The organism is Bradyrhizobium sp. LeoA1Lang (assembly GCF_055413685.1).
In genome coordinates this window covers 1-20,725 of sequence record NZ_JBVAPG010000114.1, presented here as the reverse complement: position 1 = coordinate 20,725, position 20,725 = coordinate 1, and the positions used below count along the sequence as shown (strand labels likewise).

The window sequence follows — 20,725 nt, the reverse complement described above, 5'->3', positions numbered from 1 at the left end:
ACGCGGAGAGTGAATTATTTCGTCCCCATCCGTGGTGGCTGCTTCGCCAGTGCCACCGCCATCGCCGAGATCAGCGGCTTCATGAAGTAAGCGTCGTTCGGCGGCGCGATATCGGTGCGCAGGCCGTGCGAGGCGAGCTCGCCGGAGACCGCCGGCCCCACCGAGGCGATCGAGGTCCGGTCAAGGCCCTGACGCAGCCTGTCCTCATAGCCGCGCGCCCGCGCGGCTTCGAACAGCCGGCGCACCTGGCCCAGGTTGGTCAACGCGATCGCATCGATCCGGCCCTCCGCCATCTCGTCGATGGCGACGACGATGTTGGCGTCGGCCGCCTTGGGATCGTAGACATAGGGCAGCACGGTATCGACCTCCGCGCCCTGGGCCTCGATCGCGCCGATCAATGCGCCGTGATCCTTGTCTGGATAGAGCTGGAGGCCGAGGCGATGGCCCTTCAGATCGATCCGGGAAAGTATCTCGATGACGCCCTCCGAGGTCGGTTTCTCCGTCGTCACCTGCGGCTCGAGCCCGATTTCGCGCAACGCACGGCCGGGCTTTGGGCCACGGGCGAATTTGCGGGCCTTGGTCAGCGCTGCAATGAACTCCTGCTCGACGCCGACGCGGCGCACGACCTTCATCAAGCGCCGCAGGCCCTCGCCGGTCATCAGCACCAGATCGTCGAAGGGGTTTTCGATACAACGCTTGATCCAGGCCTCGATCGGCGCCGGATCCGGCGCATCGTGGATCGCGAACATCGGACATTGCAGCACGTCGGCGCCCTGTTCGGCGAGCAGGCGGGAGAATTGCGCCTCCTCGCGCGTCTCCAGGATCAGGATGCGGTAGCCGTTCAGCCGGTCAGCCATGATGTGCCTCTCGTAGAGTTTAGTTTGGCCCCTGCCGCGGGATTGGCGCAAGGGCGACGGCGGTGGTAGAGCAGGGCCCGCAAATCAGCCGTTCCTGCGGCTGCCCAAGCCTTAATCAATCAAGCCCTCATCGGCCAAGTCTCGATCCATCGCCATGTCCGACCCCCAATTTGTCCTGACTCTGTCCTGCCCCGACCGTCCCGGTATCGTCTCGGCGGTCTCGACCTTTCTCGCGCATAATGGTCAGAACATCCTGGACGCCCAGCAGTTCGACGATATCGAAACCAAGAAATTCTTCATGCGGGTGGTGTTCACCGCCGCCGACCTCGCGGTCGAATTGTCGGCGCTGCAGACCGGCTTTACCGCAATCGCCGAGCGTTTCGGCATGGTTTGGCAGATGCGCGACCGCGCAAGTCGCCGCCGTGTGATGCTGCTAGTCTCCAAATCCGATCACTGCCTGGTCGATATCCTCTATCGCTGGCGCACCGGCGAATTGCAGATGATCCCGACCGCGATCGTCTCCAACCATCCGCGCGAGACCTACAGCCATCTCGATTTCGGTGAAATCCCGTTCCACTACCTGCCTGTGACCAGAGAGACCAAACGCGAGCAGGAAGCCGCGCTCTGGAAGCTCGCCGAGGACACGAGCGCCGACCTCGTCGTGCTCGCACGCTACATGCAGATCCTGTCGGACGAGCTGTCGGCCAAGCTCGCGGGCCGCTGCATGAATATCCACCATTCGTTCCTGCCGGGCTTCAAGGGCGCGCGCCCCTACCACCAGGCCCATGAGCGCGGCGTCAAATTGATCGGCGCCACCGCCCATTACGTAACCGGTGACCTGGATGAAGGGCCGATCATCGACCAGGACGTCGAGCGCATCAGCCACCGCGATACTCCCGACGACCTCGTCCGCAAGGGCCGGGATATCGAGCGCCGGGTGCTGGCCCGCGCGATCCGCTACCATCTCGAGGACCGCGTGATCCCCAACGGCCGCAAGACGGTGGTGTTCGTCGACTGAGCGGAGTGGCGCTCGCCCCGTCCTCAATGAGCGGTGTCCTGCGAGGTCGGTGCCGGCTTGCTATCGTCGCCGCGCTCGGCAGCCGGCATCAACCGCTTTCGTTCCCGCTCGCGCATGAATTCGTCATATTTGGCGGTGCCGGGCCGGGGTGGCGCGTCCGCAGGCAGCCCGCCCGCCCAAGCCGGAATGAGGTCCGCCGTGCCGGCAGACAGCTTCTCGTTGACGGTACCGCATCCGCCCAAGGCACAGCCTGTCAGAGCTAGGGCGAAGAGGGTTGCGAGAGGGCGGGCGCTGGTTGGCATCGCAATGCAGGGTGTCGTGGGCTTGAAGATTTGGACCGAACTGCGCCAACCGTTGGCGCGGGTCAGCGGACCTTAGTTTCGAAATGGTAAGATAGCCTTATCAGGTCTTGTTGGAGGTATTATGGAACCTTAAGCTATCGGGAGCTCCTGGCGGTCATTGCGCCGGCACCATCCTTACGTCGGCTTGACAAACCGGTGCCGGGCGACGCCATTCGCCGCGCTACACCGCCGAACGATCTGGGCTATGGTGAGGCAAGGGCCGTTCGATCCGCAAGAACATGAGGGGGAGAAGCGTTCATGTTCATTCGCCGTCAATTGTTGCTGGCTGCAGGCGCCATTGCCGCCGCCGCGGCAGTCGTGCCCGCCCAGGCGGAGGAAACGGTCAAGATCGGCCTGATCGTACCGATGACCGGCGGGCAGGCCTCGACCGGCAAGCAGATCGACAACGCGATCAAGCTCTATATGCAGCAGAAGGGGGACACGGTCGCTGGCAAGAAGATCGAGATCATCCTGAGGGACGACGCCGCGGTTCCCGACAACACCAAGCGGCTCGCCCAGGAGCTGATCGTCAACGAGAAAGTGAACATCATTGCCGGTTTCGGCGTCACCCCGGCCGCGCTCGCTGCGGCGCCCCTGGCGACGCAGGCGAAAGTTCCGGAAATCGTGATGGCGGCCGGCACCTCCATCATCACCGAGCGCTCGCCCTATATCGTCCGCACCAGCTTCACGCTGCCGCAGTCTTCCACCATCATCGGCGACTGGGCGGTCAAGAACGGCATCAAGAAGGTGGCGACCCTGACCTCGGACTACGCGCCCGGCAATGACGCGCTCGCTTCCTTCAAGGAGCATTTCGTGGCCGGCGGCGGCGAGATCGTCGAAGAGGTGAAGGTGCCGCTCGCCAATCCCGACTTCGCGCCATTCCTGCAACGGATGAAGGATTCCAAGCCGGACGCCATGTTCGTGTTCGTGCCGGCCGGGCAGGGCGGCAATTTCATGAAGCAATATGCCGAGCGCGGGCTGGACAAGAGCGGCATCACGGTGATCGGCCCAGGTGACGTCATGGACGACGATCTCCTCAACAACATGGGCGACGCCGCGCTCGGCGCGGTCACCGCGCATCTCTATTCCGCCGCGCATCCCTCGCAGACCAACAAGGAATTCGTGGCCGCCTACAAGAAGGCGTTCAACAACCGTCCCGGCTTCATGGCGGTGGGCGGCTATGATGGCATCCATTTGATCTATGAAGCCCTGAAGAAGACTGGCGGCGACGCGACCGGCGACAAGCTGATCGCGGCGATGAAGGGAATGAAGTGGGAGAGCCCGCGGGGGCCGATCTCGATCGACCCCGAGACACGCGACATCGTCCAGAACATCTATATCCGCAAGGTCGAGAAGGTCGACGGCGAACTCTACAATGTGGAGTTCGCTACGTTCGAGGCCGTCAAGGACCCCGGCAAGACCAAGAAGTGACGCTCCCCGCTGTCATTCCGGGGCGCTGGCGAAGCCAGCGAACCCGGAATCCCGAGGTTACTGAGCAAGATTCCGGGTTCACGCTTCGCGTGCCCCGGAATGACGAGTTCCTGTTAGAGTTCTCCGACCTCCAATGACCAGTCTCTTCACCATCCTGTTCGACGGGGTCGCCTACGGCATGCTGCTGTTCGTGCTCGCTTGCGGGCTCGCGGTGACGCTCGGGCTGATGAACTTCGTCAACCTCGCGCACGGCGCCTTCGCAATGGCCGGCGGCTACATCTGCGCGGTGCTGGTGAACAATTCCGGCTGGCCGTTCTTTGTGGCGCTGCCGCTTGCCTTCGTCGCGAGTGCTGCGATTGGCGTGGTCCTGGAGCGAGCGCTGTACCGTCATCTCTATGCGCGCAGCCATCTTGACCAGGTGCTGTTCTCGATCGGCCTTGTCTTCATGTCGGTCGCAGCGGTCGACTACATCATGGGTTCGACGCGGGTCTTCATCAAATTGCCGGCGGCCCTCGAGGGGCAGTTCGATTTGTTCGGGGTCGGCATCGGCCGCTACCGGCTGATGATCATCGTGATCTGCGGTTTCCTCACGGTCGCGCTGCAATTGATCCTGGCGCGCACGCGCTTCGGCAGCCGCCTGCGCGCAGCCGTCGATGATCCCCGCGCCGCGATCGGGCTCGGCATCAATGTGCCGCAGGTGTTTGCGTTTACCTTCGCCTTCGGTTGTGGGCTGGCCGGGCTCGGCGGCGCGTTGAGCGCGGAGATCCTCGGTCTCGATCCGTATTTCCCGCTCAAATTCATGATCTACTTTCTGATCGTGGTGACGGTGGGCGGCTCCTCCTCGATCACCGGGCCATTCCTGGCCTCGCTCTTGCTCGGCATCGGCGATGTCGCCGGCAAGTATTATGTCCCGAAGATGGGACCCTTCGTGATCTACACCATCATGATCGTGATCCTGATCTGGCGTCCGAACGGCCTGTTCGGCCGCACGGCCGCGCGTTGAGGGGGCGATGACCACGCTTCCCGACGTCTCCACGCATGCGGTTGCCGTCGCCCGTTGGCGGCCAGGCGAGATCGCCTTCTGGATCGTGGTCGTCGCCTGCGGCTTCCTGTTTCCGTCCCGCTATCTGATCATGACCGACATCCTGCGGCTCGCTTTGTTCGCGCTGTCGCTCGACCTGATCCTCGGCTATGCCGGCATCGTCTCGCTCGGGCATGCCGCGTTCTTCGGCGTCGGCGCCTATTCCGCAGGGCTACTGGCGCTGCATGGCATCATCAGCGAGCCGGTGGTCGCGCTCGTGGTCGCAGGTTTTGCGGCCATGTTGCTCGGCTTCTTCACGAGTTTTCTTGTCATCCGCGGTGTGGATCTGACCCGGCTGATGGTGACGCTCGGCATCGCGCTGCTGCTGGAAGCGCTCGCCGAACGCTTCTCCGATATCACCGGCGGCACCGATGGATTGCAGGGCATCGAGATGCAGCCGATCCTCGGCCGCTTCGCGTTCGACATCTTCGGCAAGACCGGCTTCTTCTATTCGCTGATCGTGCTGTTCCTGCTGTTCCTGCTGTCGCGGCGGATCGTGCATTCGCCGTTTGGCCTGTCGCTGCGCGCGATCCGGAACAACCCGCTGCGCGCCGCCGCGATCGGTATTCCCGTCAATCGCCGATTGATCGCGATCTATACCGTCTCGGCCTTCTATGCCGGCGTCGCCGGCGCACTGTTCACGCAGACCACGGCGCTCGCCTCGCTCGACGTGTTCTCGTTCGAGCGTTCGGCTGATTTAATGCTGATGCTTGTCATCGGCGGAACCGGCTATCTCTATGGCGGGCTGATCGGTGCCGTCGTGTTCAAGATGCTGCACGAGCTGTTTTCGACCATCACGCCGCAATATTGGCTGTTTTGGATCGGGCTGGTGCTGGTCGTGATCGTTCTGGTCGGCCGCGCCCGCATCCATCGCTGGGCGCTTTGGCTGCCGAACCTCATCATCCGGCAATTTGCCGGCCGCCGGGCCGTTGTCGTGGTCCCTGAGAGCGACCCGTCATGACGACCGCGCTGGAAACCAGGGGATTGGATAAATCCTTCGGCGGCTTGGGTGTCACGCGCGAGCTTTCGCTTCGGATCGAGCAGGGCGCCCGCCACGCTTTGATCGGGCCGAACGGGGCCGGCAAGACCACGGTGATCAACCTGCTCACCGGGGTGCTGCGGCCCAATGCCGGCCGCATCCTGCTCGAAGGCAACGACATCACCAGCCTGCCGGTGCACAGGCGCGTGCTGCGCGGCCTGTCGCGTACGTTCCAGATCAATCAGCTCTATCCCGATCTCACGCCGCTCGAGACCATTGGGCTCGCGGTCTCCGAACGGATGGGCCGCGGTGGCGACTGGTGGCGGCGGATGGGGACGCGGGCAGACGTCAATGCCGAGACCGCCGAGATCCTCGCGCGGTTTCATTTGCTCGACGTCATGAGCGAGCTCACCGTCACTTTGCCCTATGGCAAGCAGCGCCTGCTCGAGATCGCGGTCGCGATCGCCGCCAGACCCCGCGTGCTGCTGCTCGACGAGCCGGCGGCCGGCGTACCCGAAATCGAGCGCCACGACATCCTGGCCGCAGTCGCGGCGCTGCCGCGCGAGGTGACCGTGCTCCTGATCGAGCACGACATGGATCTCGTATTCTCCTTCGCCGACCGCATCTCGGTGCTGGTCAATGGTGCGCTATTGACCGAAGGTCCGCCGGATGCCGTAGCGCGCGACCCGCAGGTGAAGGCGGTCTATCTCGGCGAGGCAGCCAATGCCTGACCTGCTCGCGATCGAGGGCCTGCGTGCCGGTTATGGCGAGGCGGTGGTGCTGCCGGGCATGACACTGTCGCTCCCCGAAGGCCAGGTGCTGGCGCTGCTCGGGCGCAACGGCACCGGCAAGACCACGCTGATCAATTCCATCGTCGGCGTCACCCGCCGTTTCGGCGGCACCGTGTCGTTGGGTGGGCAGGACATCACGGCATTGCGCCCAGACCAGCGGGCCCGCGCTGGCGTCGGCTGGGTGCCGCAGGAACGCAATATCTTTCGCTCCCTCACGGTCGAGGAGAACATGACCGCAGTGGCCCAGCCGGGACCGTGGACAGTCGAGCAAATCTACCGGATGTTTCCGCGGCTCGAAGAACGCCGCAACAATTTCGGCAACCAGCTCTCCGGTGGCGAGCAGCAGATGCTGGCGATCGGGCGTGCGCTGACGCTGAATCCGAAGGTGCTGCTGCTCGACGAGCCGACGGAAGGGCTGGCGCCGATCATCGTTGAGGAATTGCTGAAGGCGCTCGGCACGATCACCCGCTCTGGTGGTATCTGCTCGATCATCGTAGAACAGCACGCGCAAAAGGTTCTGGGGCTCGCCGACCGCGTCGTGATATTGGAACGCGGCACAATCGTGCACGATGCGGCAAGCGATGCCTTGAAGGCCGATCCCACGGTGCTCGAGCGGCATCTTGGGGTCTCCGGCGCCAAAGCGCATTAGTTCCGTCCCTAGGGAGTCGAAACCATGCAACGAACAAAACCTCCTTTCCGCGCCGACGAGGTCGGCAGCCTGCTGCGGCCACCGAAGATCAAGGAGGCCCGCGCCAAGCTTGAAAAGGGCGAGATCACGCCCGAGGATCTGCGCAAGATCGAGGACATCGAGATCGAGAAGGTCGTACACCGCCAGGCCTCCACTGGCCTGAAGCTCGCGACCGACGGTGAATTCCGCCGCTCCTGGTGGCACTTCGATTTTCTCGCCAAGCTGACCGGCTGCGAACTGTTCCACCCGGACGCCGGCATCCAGTTCGCGGGCGTGCAGACGCGTCATGACGCGATCCGCGTGATCGACAAATTGGATTTCCCCGACAACCACCCGATGCTCGATCACTTCAGGTTTCTGAAGAAATACGCCGACCAGGCTCACGTCACTGCGAAGATGACGATCCCGGCGCCGTCGGTGCTGCACTTCCGCGGTGGCCGCAAGCTGATCTCGAAGGAGGTCTATCCCGAGCTTGAGCCGTTCTTCGAGGACCTCGGCAAGACCTACCGCAAGGCCGTGAAGGCGTTTTACGACGCCGGCTGCCGCTATCTGCAGTTCGATGACACGGTATGGGCCTATCTCTGCTCGCAGGACGAATTGCAGAAGGCGCGTGAGCGCGGCGACAATCCCGATGGGTTGCAGGAGATCTACGCCCGCGTCATCAACTACGCGATCGCGGACCGTCCGTCCGACATGGTGATCTCGACCCATGTCTGCCGCGGCAATTTCCGCTCCACCTGGATCTCCTCTGGTGGCTACGAGCCGGTGGCGCAAACGCTGCTCGGCGGCACCAACTACGACGGCTATTTCCTCGAATATGATTCCGATCGTGCCGGCGGTTTCGAGCCGCTGCGCTATCTGCCGAAGGGCAACAAGGTCGTGGTGGTCGGCGTCATTACTTCCAAGTTCGGCGAACTCGAGAGCAAGGACGCCATCAAGCGACGCCTGGAGGAGGCTTCGAAATTCGCGCCGCTCGACCAGCTTGCTCTCTCGCCGCAATGCGGCTTCGCCTCGACCGAGGAAGGCAACGTCCTTTCCGAAGAAGAGCAGTGGGCGAAGCTCAGGCTCGCAGTGGAAGTCGCCGAAGAGGTGTGGGGCAGATAACCTCGCCGTCATTGCGAAATAGCGAAGCGACGAAGCAATCCATCTCCACGTAAGCGCGAAGGAAGATGGGTTGCTTCCGCCTTCGCTCGTCGGCTGCGGCCGACAAGTCGCCGCGCGCGGTGGTCGGTAGTGTTGTTCATTCATGCTCGCTTTGATTGAGAGGAGGAGAGGGCTTCAAGTAGTGGGCAGATGGTGATAGGGGTGTCCACCGTCCACTCCCTGCCCACAGCGGTCCCACCGTCCTGGCCCAATGAAGAACGACGAGATCCTCAGCCAGATCACCGACTTCTGCCGCCGGGCGGATATGGCCGAGACGACGTTCGGCCGCCGCGCCGTGAATGACGGCAAGCTGGTGCACCGGCTGCGGGAGGGTAAGCGGATCACCATCGATACGCTGGACCGTATCCAGGCCTTCATCGCCACCTCCACGCCCGGCGGGGTGGCGCCGCCGCGCGGCCTGGTGGTGCCGCCCGAAAAGCGCGATCCGCGGCAAAACTTCCGCTTTTTCGAGAACCGGCAGAGATACCTGCTGTTTGTCCACACCTGCGGCGAGAAGCGGGTGATCGCGCAGCGCGTCGCGCTGGAACTGTCCGCCCTCCATCCCCGGCCGCCGGCGCTGCGGGTATTCGACGCGGGTATCGGCGACGGTACTGTGCTGGCGCGAGTTCTGCGCTCCATGCATAGCCGCTTTCCGCATATGCCGTTCTACGTCGCCGGCAAGGAATTGAGCCTGGAGGACGTCCGGCTGACCCTGGACAAGGTGCCGGACCGGCTGTTCGAACACCCCGCTACCGTCTTCGTGCTGACCAACATGTATTACGCGGAGGCGCCCTGGCTGACCCCGAAATCGCCCGCGGCCGCCGCCGGCACGCTCTGGCATGAAGTGGCGCTGCGGGGGGCATCGTCGGGCGAATTCGAGGCCCAAATCGCGGAACTTGGCCCATTTCTTGAGCAGAATTGGCGGGCCAGCGTCAGCCCACGATCCGGGATGCCCATCTATGAGCGCCCGGTGGTTTTGGCGCTCTATCGGGAGGACCAAAGGTTCCTGCTCGATTCGATCATTCCGCGGGCCGGCAAGACGGAGGCCAATTTCGACCTCGTCATCGCATCCCAGCCATACCGGGCAAAATCGTCTGTGAATTTCCGCGCCAAGCGCATCATCGCGCCGCTGGCGCGGGCCTTGCGCGCCGGTGGGCGCTTGATCGGTATCCACTCCCATGGCCACGATCCGGGCCTGGAAATTATTCAGGCAGTGTGGCCCGGAGAAAATCCTTTCGCCGTCAGCCGCCATGAGATATTGCGCGCGGTCAAGTACGAACTCGGATCGGCCGGGCGCGACCTTAACTTTAACGCTTACGCCGATAACCGTTCGATCTTCCGTTATGATATGGAAGCCTTGCCGAACGAGGTCACCGGGTCGATCGGAACCTCGACGGCTTTTGCAGCGTGGAACGCGGCAGTGTATGTCGCCCAGATCGAGGATGACCGGTTGACCGAGATGACGGAAAGCGGCCGAACTCTGGAGGCTACCCGCGAAGTGCTGCGCAAGCACAATGGGCTGTGGTTTTACGACGAATCCTACGTCATCTCGCGTCGTAGAGACTGACATTCCAGGGACACATTCAGGAACGAACGTCGGAGCTCGACGAAAAAAGGGGTTTGCTAGATGCGCGCGTCTTACCTGTTCACCAGCGAGTCGGTCTCGGAGGGTCATCCCGACAAGGTCTGCGACCGGATTTCCGACGAGATCGTTGACCTGTTCTACCGGGAAGGCCCGAAAGCCGGGATCGACCCGTGGCAGATCCGCGCTGCCTGCGAAACGCTCGCCACCACCAACAAGGTGGTGATCGCCGGCGAAACCCGCGGGCCGCAGTCGGTGACCAACGACCAGATCGAAAGCACTGTCCGCGAGGCGATCAAGGACATCGGCTACGAGCAGGAAGGCTTCCACTGGAAGACCTGCGACATCGAGATCCTCTTGCATCCGCAGTCGGCCGATATCGCACAGGGCGTCGACGCGCTGCAGCCGGGCGAGAAGAAGGAAGAGGGCGCGGGCGACCAGGGCATCATGTTCGGTTACGCCACCAATGAGACGCCTGACCTGATGCCGGCGCCGATCTTCTACGCCCACAAGATCCTGCGGCTGATTTCCGAAGCGCGCCACTCGGGCCGCGAGAAGGTCCTGGGGCCGGACTCCAAGAGCCAGGTGACCGTGCAGTACGAGAACGGCAAGCCGGTCGGCGTGCGTGAGATCGTGGTCTCGCACCAGCATCTGGTCGAGGACCTCTCCTCCACTCAGGTTCGCGACATCGTCGAGCCCTATGTGCGCGAGGCGTTGCCGAAGGATTGGATCAACGGCAAGACCATCTGGCACATCAACCCGACCGGCAAGTTCTTCATCGGCGGCCCCGACGGCGATTCCGGTCTCACCGGCCGCAAGATCATCGTCGACACCTATGGCGGCGCGGCCCCGCATGGCGGCGGCGCCTTCTCCGGCAAGGATCCGACCAAGGTCGACCGCTCGGCCGCCTATGCCGCGCGCTATGTGGCCAAGAACATCGTCGCTGCCGGTCTCGCCGACCGCTGCACGCTGCAGCTCGCTTACGCGATCGGCGTGGCGCGGCCGCTGTCGATCTACATCGACACCCATGGCACGGGTAAGGTGCCGGAGGACAAGCTCGAGAAGGCGGTCGCACAGGCAATGGACCTGACCCCGCGCGGCATCCGCAGCCATCTCGACCTCAACCGTCCGATCTACGCGCGGACCTCGGCTTACGGCCATTTCGGCCGCACGCCCGACAATGAGGGCGGCTTCTCCTGGGAGAAGACCGATCTCGTCGAGCCGCTCAAGCGCGCAGTCTGACTTTCTCCGTAATTGTTGTCCGTAACCGTGTCGCGTATTCCGGAAAGCTGAGATCGCTTTTCGGAATACGCTTTTTGAGGGATCAATCGCATGACCGCCGCCGCCAAGAAGCCTGCCTTCACCGACTACATCGTCAAGGATATCTCGCTCGCCGACTTCGGCCGCAAGGAAATCTCGCTCGCAGAAACCGAGATGCCCGGCCTGATGGCGACACGCGAGGAGTTCGGCCCCAAGCAGCCCCTGAAGGGCGCGCGTATCGCCGGCTCCCTGCACATGACGATCCAGACCGCAGTCCTGATCGAGACGCTGGCCGCGCTCGGCGCCGACATCCGCTGGGTCTCCTGCAACATCTATTCGACCCAGGACCACGCCGCGGCCGCGATCGCTGCGGCTGGCATTCCGGTGTTCGCGGTGAAGGGCGAGACGCTCACCGAGTACTGGGACTACACCGCCAAGCTGTTCGACTGGCACGGCGGCGGCACGCCCAACATGATCCTCGACGACGGCGGCGACGCCACCATGCTGGTGCATGCCGGCTACCGCGCCGAGCAGGGCGACACTGCGTTCCTCGACAAGCCCGCCTCTGAGGAAGAAGAGATCTTCTACGCGCTGATCAAGCGGCTGCTGAAGGAGAAGCCGAAGGGCTGGTTCGCCGAGATCGCCAAGAACATCAAGGGCGTCTCCGAGGAGACGACGACGGGCGTGCACCGCCTCTATGAGATGGCGAACAAGGGCACGCTGCTGTTCCCCGCCATCAACGTCAACGACAGTGTCACCAAGTCGAAGTTCGACAACCTCTATGGCTGCCGGGAGTCCTTGGTCGACGGTATCCGCCGCGGCACCGACGTGATGCTGTCGGGCAAGGTCGCGATGGTCGCGGGCTTCGGCGACGTCGGCAAGGGCTCGGCCGCGTCGCTGCGCCAGGCCGGCTGCCGCGTGATGGTCTCCGAGGTCGATCCGATCTGCGCGCTGCAGGCGGCGATGGAAGGCTATGAGGTCGTGACCATGGAAGATGCCGCGCCGCGCGCCGACATCTTCGTCACCGCCACCGGCAACAAGGACATCATCACCATCGAGCACATGCGCGCGATGAAGGATCGCGCCATCGTCTGCAACATCGGCCACTTCGACAACGAGATCCAGATCGCGTCCCTGCGCAATCTGAAATGGACCAACATCAAGCCGCAGGTCGACGAGATCGAATTCGCCGACAAGCACCGCATCATCCTGCTGTCGGAAGGCCGCCTGGTGAACCTCGGCAACGCCATGGGCCATCCGTCCTTCGTGATGTCGGCCTCCTTCACCAACCAGACGCTGGCGCAGATCGAGCTGTTCGCCAACAACAAAGACGGCAAGTACGAGAAGAAGGTCTACGTGCTGCCGAAGTCGCTGGACGAGAAGGTCGCCCGCCTGCACCTCGCCAAGATCGGCGTCAAGCTGACCGAACTGCGCAAGGACCAGGCCGACTATATCGGCGTCAAGACGGAAGGGCCGTACAAGTCGGATCACTACCGCTACTGACCCCCAGTTCTCCTCAGCGAGACATTGGAAGGCCCCGGCGCAGTCCGGGGCCTTTTTCTTTGCCGCTGTCAACCGAAGCGAGTTGCAAATTGGTTCCCGCCTGCTCAATACTTCGGCAGGGAGAACGTCATGACCGAGGCAATGGAGCATTTCGATGTTCTGATCGTCGGCGCCGGGCTGTCCGGCATCGGCGCGGGCTATCACCTGCAGCAGAAGTGCCCGACCAAAAGCTACGTCATCCTCGAGGGCCGCGACTGCATCGGCGGCACCTGGGATCTGTTCCGCTATCCCGGCATCCGCTCCGACAGCGACATGTACACGCTCGGCTACTCGTTCCGCCCCTGGACCGAACCGAAGGCGATCGCCGACGGGCCGCGGATCCTGAACTATGTGCGGGAGACCGCGGCGCAGAACGGGATCGACCGCAAGATCCGCTTCAACCATCGCGTCAAGTGCGTCTCGTGGTCGTCCGAACAGGTGCGCTGGACCGTCGAGGCGGAGCGCAGGGCAGGCGAGGGCGCGGCCGAGATCGTGCGCTTCACCTGCAATTTCCTCTTCATGTGCTCGGGCTATTACAAATACGAGGAAGGCTACACGCCGGAATTTGCTGGTGCCGCCGACTTCGAGGGCCAGATCGTTCATCCGCAGAAATGGCCCGAGCATCTCGACTATGCCGGCAAGCGCGTCGTCGTGATTGGCTCGGGGGCAACCGCGGTGACGCTGGTGCCGGAGCTCGCCAAGACGGCCGCGCATGTCACCATGCTGCAGCGCTCGCCGACTTATGTGGTGGCGCGTCCGGCGGAGGATGCGCTCGCCAACAAGCTCAGGCGCAATCTCTCGGCCAAGCTCGCCTATCATCTGATCCGCTGGCGCAACGTGCTGCTCGGCATGTATTTCTTCCAGCTCTGCCGCCGCAAGCCGGAGCGCGCCAAAGAGCTCATCCTCGGCGGCATCAAGATGGCGCTCGGTCCGGATTACGACATCGGCACGCATTTCACGCCGCGCTACAATCCCTGGGAGCAGCGGCTCTGCCTTGTGCCTGACGGCGACCTGTTCAAGTCGATCCGCGAGAAGCGCGCCTCCGTCGTCACCAGCCGGATCGACACCTTCACCAGGAACGGGATTCGCCTAGAGGACGGCAGCGAGCTTCCGGCCCATATCATCATCACCGCCACCGGCCTGATCCTGCAGGTGCTCGGCGGCGTCGAGGTCAGCGTCGACGGCCGCAAGGTCGATTTCGCGAATACGCTGAGCTACAAGGGCATGATGTATTCGGATGTGCCGAACCTCGCTGCGACGCTCGGCTACACCAACGCGTCCTGGACGCTGAAATGCGACCTCACCTGCGAATATGGCTGCCGTCTGATCAACTACATGGACCGGCACGGCTTCAGGCAATGCGTGGCGCATAATCTCGATCCCTCGATCGAGGCGCTGCCGGCGCTGGATTTCTCATCCGGCTATGTCCAGCGCTCGATCGCCAAACTGCCCAAGCAGGGCTCGAAGCGGCCGTGGCGGCTCTACCAGAACTATGCGCTCGACATCGTCTCCCTGCGCTATGGCAAGGTGGATGACGGCGTGATGCAGTATTCGTGACAATCCTCGCTGTCCTCGCGAAACCTGCGCCTTAACGTCCCATGGGTAGTTTTGCGGATTCGGGCTTCCTGCCGAATCAGCCATTCTGCCGCGACGGTTAACGCCGGATTAACCGAGATGCCCTACGCTGCACGGCCTGTGGCTGCTGATAGCAAGAGGAAGCCCATGGACGCCCAGCGAATTGCCGTCGATGCCCTCGTGGCGCTGACCGATTGCGACCGCGACGCCGCCGTTGCCTTCATCCGCCGCCTCTACCTCGCCGGCATCAAGGACCCCAAGCGCCTCACCTTCAAGGGCCTGCAGGCGATGCGCGCCTGACGATGTCGTCCCGTAGGATGGGTAGAGCGGAGCGAAACCCATCGCGATGAAGCACGCGCCGTGAATGATGGGTTTCGCTCCGCTCTACCCATCCTACGATTCCCATAACCACAGGAAGGTGTTGCGGCGTGAGCAAGCGGTTGCAGTCCTGTAGGGTGGGCAAAGCGAAGCGTGCCCACCATCAAGCATTCCGCTCGTGATGGTGGGCACGCTTGCGCTGGAGTCCGTCTAAGCGTCGGCGCGTGCAGTCGCTTTGCCCACCCTACGCACCCGCGCGCTTGGCATACTCTCTCGACGTCATTGCGAGCGCAGCGAAGCAATCCATGCCTCCACACGCGGCGCGATGGATTGCTTCGCTGCGCTCGCAATGACGGGGAGGCTTTCTGATTTGAATTTCAAACAGCGGCGAGGACGTGACTCCGCGTTCTCGCGGCGCATTTGCGTCCGAGCTTTGCATCACCTTCCACCCTCTCATTGAACAGAGGGCGCAGGGAAAGCCGGGTGCCGGTTGCACCCATGGGCCCCGTGCAACAAGAAGCACGGGGGTAGGACCACAGGTCAACCGGAGCAACACCGGCTTTCCCTGCGCGATGGTGTTACGGCTTATTTCGCGCTCTCCCCGGTGACCGGGCTTTCTTGCCACCGTCACTTCCCGCGCGAACTTGTTCGCGCGAAAAACTTAGCGCCAGCGTCGGGGCGCCAGGACCACACGACTTCGCCGTCCGCTGATGTCACGCTCGTCAGTCGCAACGTCAGCGTCCACCGCATCCCACCGCGCGTTCGTGACGATCGCGATCCGCCCCTCTCATCGGGTGAGATGGCGCGGGGTTATAGAGGTGATTTGCCCGACGGGTTAAGGGGAAAATTTTGGTGAAAAGGGACTGGACCGCCCGATTCGCTTTGAAATTGCACGGAAAATTTATCTCTGTGCGCAGGCCGGCGCGATCCGGAAGCCCCCTCCAGGATTGGCTTGCGGGACCCGCTTGCGCTATATAGACGCAGGACGTTGTTGGGGGCCACGGCAGGGACTGATATGCTGAAAACGGTATTCGCGCCGCAGCTTGTTATTCTCTACATCCTGGCGGCATCAACGATCTATGTGCATTTCCGCGGCCGCGAGCGGTTGCGCTTTGCCCGTCAGCTCGGCGATCACTCGACCTATCTCGCCCCCTACAATGTGCTGATGTATGCGGGCTCGGCTATCCCGAACACGCCGGTGATCCCGGTCGAGAAATTTCCCGAACTCGCCAAGCTGAGCGAGAACTGGGAGACGATCCGCGAAGAGGCGGTGCAACTGTTCGACGAGGGCTTTATCCGCGCGGCCGCGAAGAACAACGATTGGGGCTTCTATTCGTTCTTCAAGAGCGGCTGGAAGCGCTTTTACCTGAAGTGGTATGACGACTTCCTGCCGTCGGCGCGCACGCTGTGCCCGAAGACCGTGGAATTGCTGAATTCGATTCCGTCCGTGCACGGCGCGATGTTTGCAATGCTGCCGCCCGGCGGCAAGCTCGGCGCGCACCGCGATCCCTTTGCCGGCTCGCTGCGGTATCACCTCGGGCTGGTCACCCCCAACTCGAACAAGTGCCGGATCATCGTCGACGGCGTGGAATGCGTCTGGCGCGACGGCCAGGCCTTCATGTTCGACGAGACCTTCATCCATCACGCCGAGAACGCGACCGACGTCAACCGCATCATCCTGTTCTGCGACGTCGAGCGCCCAATGAAGTATGGCTTCATGACCGCGATCAACCGCTGGGTCAGCCATCACATCGTCAAGGCCTCCGCCACGCAGAACGTGGACGGCGAGCATGTCGGCGTGCTCAACAAAGTGTTCGGCAAGCTCTACGAGGTCCATCTCGCCAGCCGCAAGGTCAAGGAGTGGAACCGCAACGTGTACTACACGCTGAAATATTCGCTGACGGTGCTGATCCTCGGCCTGGTCGTGGTGTCCGCATTGCGGTGATGGATCCGGAGCGTGTAGGGCGGATTACGCTTCGCTAATCCGCCCTACGGTCCTTTTCCGGATCATGATCTAGGGAAGCGCTGCAGCGGCGTTGACAACGAGCGGACTGTCGATCGGCGCAGGCGCAAGTTCGCTGCTGCCGCCCTTGGTGAGAAACTCGTTGAGCGTAGCCTGGATCCTGTGCTTGACGGAATAAGGTCCTCGGTCGCACATGTCAGTGTGCCGGAATTGCGTATTGATGACATCGATAACTTGCTTCTTGGCCTGTTCAGGGGCCGGCAACACGCCGGGATCGGTCTTGAAGTTGGGGTCTTTCGAGCGGAACGACAGGATCTTAAGTCTGTGGTCAAGCACGAAGGGAACGCGCAAATTGTCCAGCGTGATCACCTTTGACACCAGTTCGGGATGTTGCTTGGCGTAGTACATGGCGATATCGCCGCCGTTCGAATGGCCGACGAGGGTCAGATGATCGTAGACGGCATTGGGCTCAAGCGCCTTCAGCTTCGCGAGCACAAAGCCGATGTTGGCTTCGCCCTTCTCGTAGACGCCAATCCTGCCCACGTAGGGTAGTCCCACCCTCGTCACCAGCGGAGGGTCGGATGGAATATCCTGCTGGATGCTGGCGACCAGATATCCATCCGCAGCCAGCACGTTTTCCAGGAACGAATATTCGGTGTTCTTGACCGTGTTGCCGTTGCTGATGATCGCGACCGGAAGTTTCCAGAATCCGGCATTGGCCTTCATCTCGTAGTCCGCACGCACGGCAAGATCGACCGGCAACAGCCGTTGTCGGGTCTGATCATAGAGACTCAAGCTCTCGTGCCGAATTCCCCACTTGCTCACGGCAAAGTAGGCGGCGCCGGAAAGGGCACAGAGACAGGCGAAAACGACAATTCCTCGCTTCATTGCTTCCATCCCGTCGTTCTTTTTCTTTGGTATTAACTCGCTGAGTGCGTGACGGAAAAGGCTCTACATCCCGCGGCCACATTAAATTTCTGTCAGCTTCTTGCCGTGCCCGGGGCATCGCTGCGCCCCGCGCAGGAATGAAGCGGCGCGATGCTCGCGAGGACACAAGCGGTTTGTGTTCGCCTTCGATCCAGCCGATCCGCCCTACGATGCTCGCACCCGTCGACTAAAGTTCAAGCCTTGACGTTCTTGTCGGATGGAACCTTTGTCGCGTCGTATCGTTTATGATCCAACAAGGCACACAAAGTGAAATTTGCCGGGGGCTTGTCCGAGGGAGATGCTCCTATGGCAACGCTCGGCCTCGACGCCACCCAACTGACTCCATCCGAGCATCAGCGCCAGCTTCGGCGCGCCGTCATCGCCTCCACGATTGGGACCGCGATCGAATGGTATGATTTCTTCCTTTACAGCACCGTCACCGGTTTGGTTTTCGCAAAATTGTTCTTCCCGCACTCCGACCCCTGGGTCGGCACGCTGGAGGCATTTGCCATTTATGCTGTCGGCTTCATCGCGCGGCCGATCGGTGCTGCGATCTTCGGGCATTATGGCGACCGTATCGGCCGTAAATCGACCCTGATCGCGACGCTGCTCCTGATGGGTCTGGCGACCGCGGCGGTGGCCGTGGTGCCGACCTATGCGAGCATCGGCATCTGGGGTGCGGTGATCCTGACGGCGCTGCGATTCATCCAGGGCGTCGGTGTCGGCGGCGAATGGGGCGGCTCGGTGCTGATGTCGATGGAGTGGGCGCGCGACAACCACTCCCGCGGCTTTATCGCGTCATGGCCGCAATTCGGCGTGCCCTGCGGCCTGTTCCTCGCCAATCTTGCGGTACTGGCGTTCAGCCAGATGGCGGGGGACCAGTTCCTCGCCTGGGGCTGGCGCATTCCGTTCGCGCTCAGTCTCATCCTGGTCGGCGTCGGCCTCTACATCCGGCTCGGCATTCTGGAAACGCCGGTGTTCAGCAAACTACAGGCCGAGCAAAAAGTCGACCGCACGCCGATGCTGACGGTGATCAGGGAGTATCCGAAGGAAATCCTGCTGTCGGCATTCGCGCGCATGGCCGAGCAGGCGCCGTTCTACATCTTCACCGCCTTCGTCTTTTCCTACGGCATTGCCACGCTGCACGTCTCGCGCGACTTCCTCCTGACCGCGGTGCTCTCGGCTTCGGTGCTGTCGTTCGTCTCGATCCCGCTGTTCGGGCATCTGTCCGACCAGATCGGCCGCAAGAACATGTATATGATCGGTGCCGTCGTGACCGGCATCTTCGGCTTCATCTACTTCGCGATGCTCGACACGGGATCGCCGACGATCATCTTCCTTGCGATCGTCCTGTCGCTGATCCCGCATGACATGATGTACGGGCCGCAGGCCGCGCTGATTGCGGAGAGCTTTACCGGACGCCTGCGCTACAGCGGCTCATCGCTCGGCTATCAGCTCGCGTCGGTGATCGCCGGCGGTCCGGCGCCGCTGATCGCGGCCTGGCTGTTCGGCATGTACCAGTCGGCGACCGCAATCGCGATCTATATCGCGATCTGCGCCGTCATCACGCTGGTCGCGACTGCGCTGATGACCGACTACACCGGAAAGGACATCAATGCGGCCGACGCGCATGACCGGCGGGCATAAGGCAGCGATGGAGGAAAGGGCATGTTGAAATGGCGGAATGAATCGGCGCTCGATCTCTACAATCTGGCGGCAGCGATCTTCCTGCTTGCGGCGCCGTGGATGTTTGTCCGTGCCAACCCCACGGCGGCGATCGATCTGCAGGCGAGCGGCGCGGCGATTGCGATCCTGTCGCTGGCGGCGATCATTGCATTTTCCGTTTGGGAAGAATGGGTCAACCTGCTCGTTGGGGGCTGGCTGATCGTGTCACCCTGGCTGCTCGGCTTCGCGCACACCCGCGCAATGCATTTCAGCATCATCGCGGGCGCCGTGGTGATGTTCATGTCCCTGCTTGAGCTGTGGCTGGAGTACGAGAAGACGCATCTCGGCCCGAGCGCATCGCAGGGGTTGGAGAGGCAGTAGAGCGCGTTCGAAGTGGACATCGGTTGGCGTAAAGAAAACGCGTCAAACCAAGAATCCAGTGCCGTAGCCCGGGTGGAGCGCAGCGCAACCCGGGACCTCTGAACCAACGTCGAGTGCGGCCCCCGGGTTACGCTGCGCTCCACCCGGGCTACGAAGCTTAGCAACAACGGGGCTGTCATTCCGGGGCGATGCGAAGCATCGAGCCCGGAATCCATTTCTCTGCCGTCATCTGCCGCCCGATGGATTCCGGGGCTCGCGCTGCGCGCGCCCCGAATGACGGCGGTGGGCGTGGTTAGCGCCGGAGTGAACTACTCCGGCTGGCCGATCGAGACCTTCAGCGTGCCGACGCCGTCGACGCCGCATTCGATCCTGTCGCCGGGCTGGAGCTGGGAGACGCCGGCCGGCGTTCCCGTCATGATGAGGTCGCCGGCGGCGAGCTTCACCTGCTGGGAGAGCTGCCAGATGATCTCGGGCACGTTCCAGATCAGTTCGGTGAGATCGCCCTTCTGGGTTTCCTTGCCGTTGACGGTGAGCCAGATCTTGCCCTTTGATGGATGGCCGATCTTGGAGGCCGGCTGCAGCGCGGAGCAGGGCGCAGAGTAGTCGAAGGACTTTCCGATCTCCCAGGGACGCTCCTTCTTGCGCGAGGCGATCTGCAGATCGCGGCGGGTGAGGTCGATACCGACGGCATAGCCATAGACATGGTCGAGCGCCTTGTCGGCGGGAATGTTGAGGCCGCCGCTCTTCATGGCGACCACCAGTTCGACCTCGTGGTGCAGGTCCTTGGTCAGCGGCGGGTAGGGGATCGTGGCACCATCCGGCACCAGCATGTCGGCATGCTTGGCGAAGAAGAAGGGCGGCGCGCGCTCGTCATTGCCCATCTCCCTGATGTGTTCGAGGTAGTTGCGCCCGACGCACCAGATGCGGCGGACGGGGAAGGATTTCGTCTCGCCGATGACGGGGAGCGAAGCCTGCGGCGGGGCGGGGATGACGTAGTCTGTGGCGGTCATGAAGCGCTCTCGTTGTTGAGTGGTTTATGATTTGGTTGAACACCTCTGATCTTCCCCCGAAAAAGTGGACGGGTTTAAGCAGCTTTTAGCTCCATCTCGATCGGCGCGACATATCCGATGGCGGAATGGAGCCTCGTTCGATTGTAGAAGCCTTCGATGAAGGCGAAGATGTC

General features: G+C 62.6%; 19 protein-coding genes. 15 read left to right on the top strand and 4 right to left on the bottom strand.

What is annotated here, in order from left to right:
• Positions 1-14: 14 nt before the first annotated feature.
• The gene (locus ACZYOF_RS30215) at positions 15-857 is read right to left on the bottom strand and encodes a uroporphyrinogen-III synthase (RefSeq protein WP_463718046.1); all 843 of its coding nucleotides are present in this window, start codon (positions 855-857) and stop codon (positions 15-17) included.
• Positions 858-1,011: 154 nt separating this feature from the next.
• On the opposite strand from ACZYOF_RS30215, the gene purU reads away from it, so the two are divergent.
• Positions 1,012-1,875: a formyltetrahydrofolate deformylase gene (purU, locus tag ACZYOF_RS30210; protein WP_130578667.1), complete on the top strand. Its 864-nt coding sequence runs from the start codon at positions 1,012-1,014 to the stop codon at positions 1,873-1,875.
• A gap of 23 nt (positions 1,876-1,898) precedes the next feature.
• Here purU and ACZYOF_RS30205 read toward each other — a convergent pair whose 3' ends face one another.
• Positions 1,899-2,177 carry a hypothetical protein gene (locus ACZYOF_RS30205; protein WP_463718045.1) on the bottom strand — a complete coding sequence of 93 codons (279 nt, stop codon included), beginning with the start codon at positions 2,175-2,177 and terminating at the stop codon, positions 1,899-1,901.
• Between the two features lie 297 nt (positions 2,178-2,474).
• Between ACZYOF_RS30205 and ACZYOF_RS30200 the strand changes: the two genes are divergently transcribed.
• From ACZYOF_RS30200 to ACZYOF_RS30145, 12 genes are all read left to right on the top strand, one after another.
• On the top strand, positions 2,475-3,647 hold the full coding sequence (locus tag ACZYOF_RS30200) for an ABC transporter substrate-binding protein (protein WP_282527641.1): 1,173 nt from the start codon (positions 2,475-2,477) through the stop codon (positions 3,645-3,647).
• 133 nt (positions 3,648-3,780) lie between these two features.
• A complete protein-coding gene (locus ACZYOF_RS30195; RefSeq protein WP_282527640.1) occupies positions 3,781-4,650 on the top strand; it encodes a branched-chain amino acid ABC transporter permease in 870 nt (289 codons plus the stop codon).
• A gap of 7 nt (positions 4,651-4,657) precedes the next feature.
• The gene (locus ACZYOF_RS30190; protein ID WP_463718044.1) at positions 4,658-5,689 is read left to right on the top strand and encodes a branched-chain amino acid ABC transporter permease; all 1,032 of its coding nucleotides are present in this window, start codon (positions 4,658-4,660) and stop codon (positions 5,687-5,689) included.
• Entirely contained in the window at positions 5,686-6,438 is a 753-nt protein-coding gene (locus ACZYOF_RS30185; protein WP_463718043.1) for an ABC transporter ATP-binding protein, read from the top strand. Before ACZYOF_RS30190 ends, ACZYOF_RS30185 begins: the two co-directional genes overlap by 4 nt.
• Positions 6,431-7,147, top strand: a complete 717-nt coding sequence (locus ACZYOF_RS30180; protein ID WP_394567540.1) for an ABC transporter ATP-binding protein — start codon at positions 6,431-6,433, stop codon at positions 7,145-7,147. The genes ACZYOF_RS30185 and ACZYOF_RS30180 overlap by 8 nt, the downstream gene beginning before the upstream one ends.
• Before the next feature lie 24 nt (positions 7,148-7,171).
• A complete protein-coding gene (locus tag ACZYOF_RS30175; protein WP_463718042.1) occupies positions 7,172-8,290 on the top strand; it encodes a cobalamin-independent methionine synthase II family protein in 1,119 nt (372 codons plus the stop codon).
• Positions 8,291-8,540: 250 nt separating this feature from the next.
• The gene (locus ACZYOF_RS30170) at positions 8,541-9,896 is read left to right on the top strand and encodes a hypothetical protein (protein ID WP_282527635.1); all 1,356 of its coding nucleotides are present in this window, start codon (positions 8,541-8,543) and stop codon (positions 9,894-9,896) included.
• Between the two features lie 60 nt (positions 9,897-9,956).
• Entirely contained in the window at positions 9,957-11,153 is a 1,197-nt protein-coding gene (metK, locus tag ACZYOF_RS30165; RefSeq protein WP_463718041.1) for a methionine adenosyltransferase, read from the top strand.
• 90 nt (positions 11,154-11,243) lie between these two features.
• Positions 11,244-12,674: an adenosylhomocysteinase gene (gene ahcY / locus ACZYOF_RS30160; protein WP_130578677.1), complete on the top strand. Its 1,431-nt coding sequence runs from the start codon at positions 11,244-11,246 to the stop codon at positions 12,672-12,674.
• Positions 12,675-12,803: 129 nt separating this feature from the next.
• A complete protein-coding gene (locus ACZYOF_RS30155; protein WP_463718040.1) occupies positions 12,804-14,270 on the top strand; it encodes a flavin-containing monooxygenase in 1,467 nt (488 codons plus the stop codon).
• A 165-nt stretch (positions 14,271-14,435) separates the two neighbouring features.
• Positions 14,436-14,588 (top strand): hypothetical protein, encoded by a 153-nt coding sequence (locus tag ACZYOF_RS30150; RefSeq protein WP_165421099.1) that lies wholly within the window; start codon positions 14,436-14,438, stop codon positions 14,586-14,588.
• Positions 14,589-15,621: 1,033 nt separating this feature from the next.
• Positions 15,622-16,551, top strand: coding sequence for an aspartyl/asparaginyl beta-hydroxylase domain-containing protein (locus tag ACZYOF_RS30145; RefSeq protein ID WP_394567534.1), 930 nt, complete (start codon positions 15,622-15,624; stop codon positions 16,549-16,551).
• A gap of 69 nt (positions 16,552-16,620) precedes the next feature.
• Here ACZYOF_RS30145 and ACZYOF_RS30140 read toward each other — a convergent pair whose 3' ends face one another.
• On the bottom strand, positions 16,621-17,457 hold the full coding sequence (locus ACZYOF_RS30140) for an alpha/beta fold hydrolase (protein WP_394567532.1): 837 nt from the start codon (positions 17,455-17,457) through the stop codon (positions 16,621-16,623).
• Between the two features lie 345 nt (positions 17,458-17,802).
• Here ACZYOF_RS30140 and ACZYOF_RS30135 point away from each other — a divergent pair, with 345 nt between their 5' ends.
• Positions 17,803-19,143 (top strand): MFS transporter, encoded by a 1,341-nt coding sequence (locus tag ACZYOF_RS30135; RefSeq protein WP_463699026.1) that lies wholly within the window; start codon positions 17,803-17,805, stop codon positions 19,141-19,143.
• Positions 19,144-19,164: 21 nt separating this feature from the next.
• Positions 19,165-19,542: an SPW repeat protein gene (locus ACZYOF_RS30130; RefSeq protein WP_282527741.1), complete on the top strand. Its 378-nt coding sequence runs from the start codon at positions 19,165-19,167 to the stop codon at positions 19,540-19,542.
• Positions 19,543-19,850: 308 nt separating this feature from the next.
• On the opposite strand, the gene ACZYOF_RS30125 is transcribed toward ACZYOF_RS30130, so the two are convergent.
• On the bottom strand, positions 19,851-20,552 hold the full coding sequence (locus ACZYOF_RS30125) for a fumarylacetoacetate hydrolase family protein (RefSeq protein ID WP_130584404.1): 702 nt from the start codon (positions 20,550-20,552) through the stop codon (positions 19,851-19,853).
• Between the last annotated feature and the right edge of the window lie 173 nt (positions 20,553-20,725).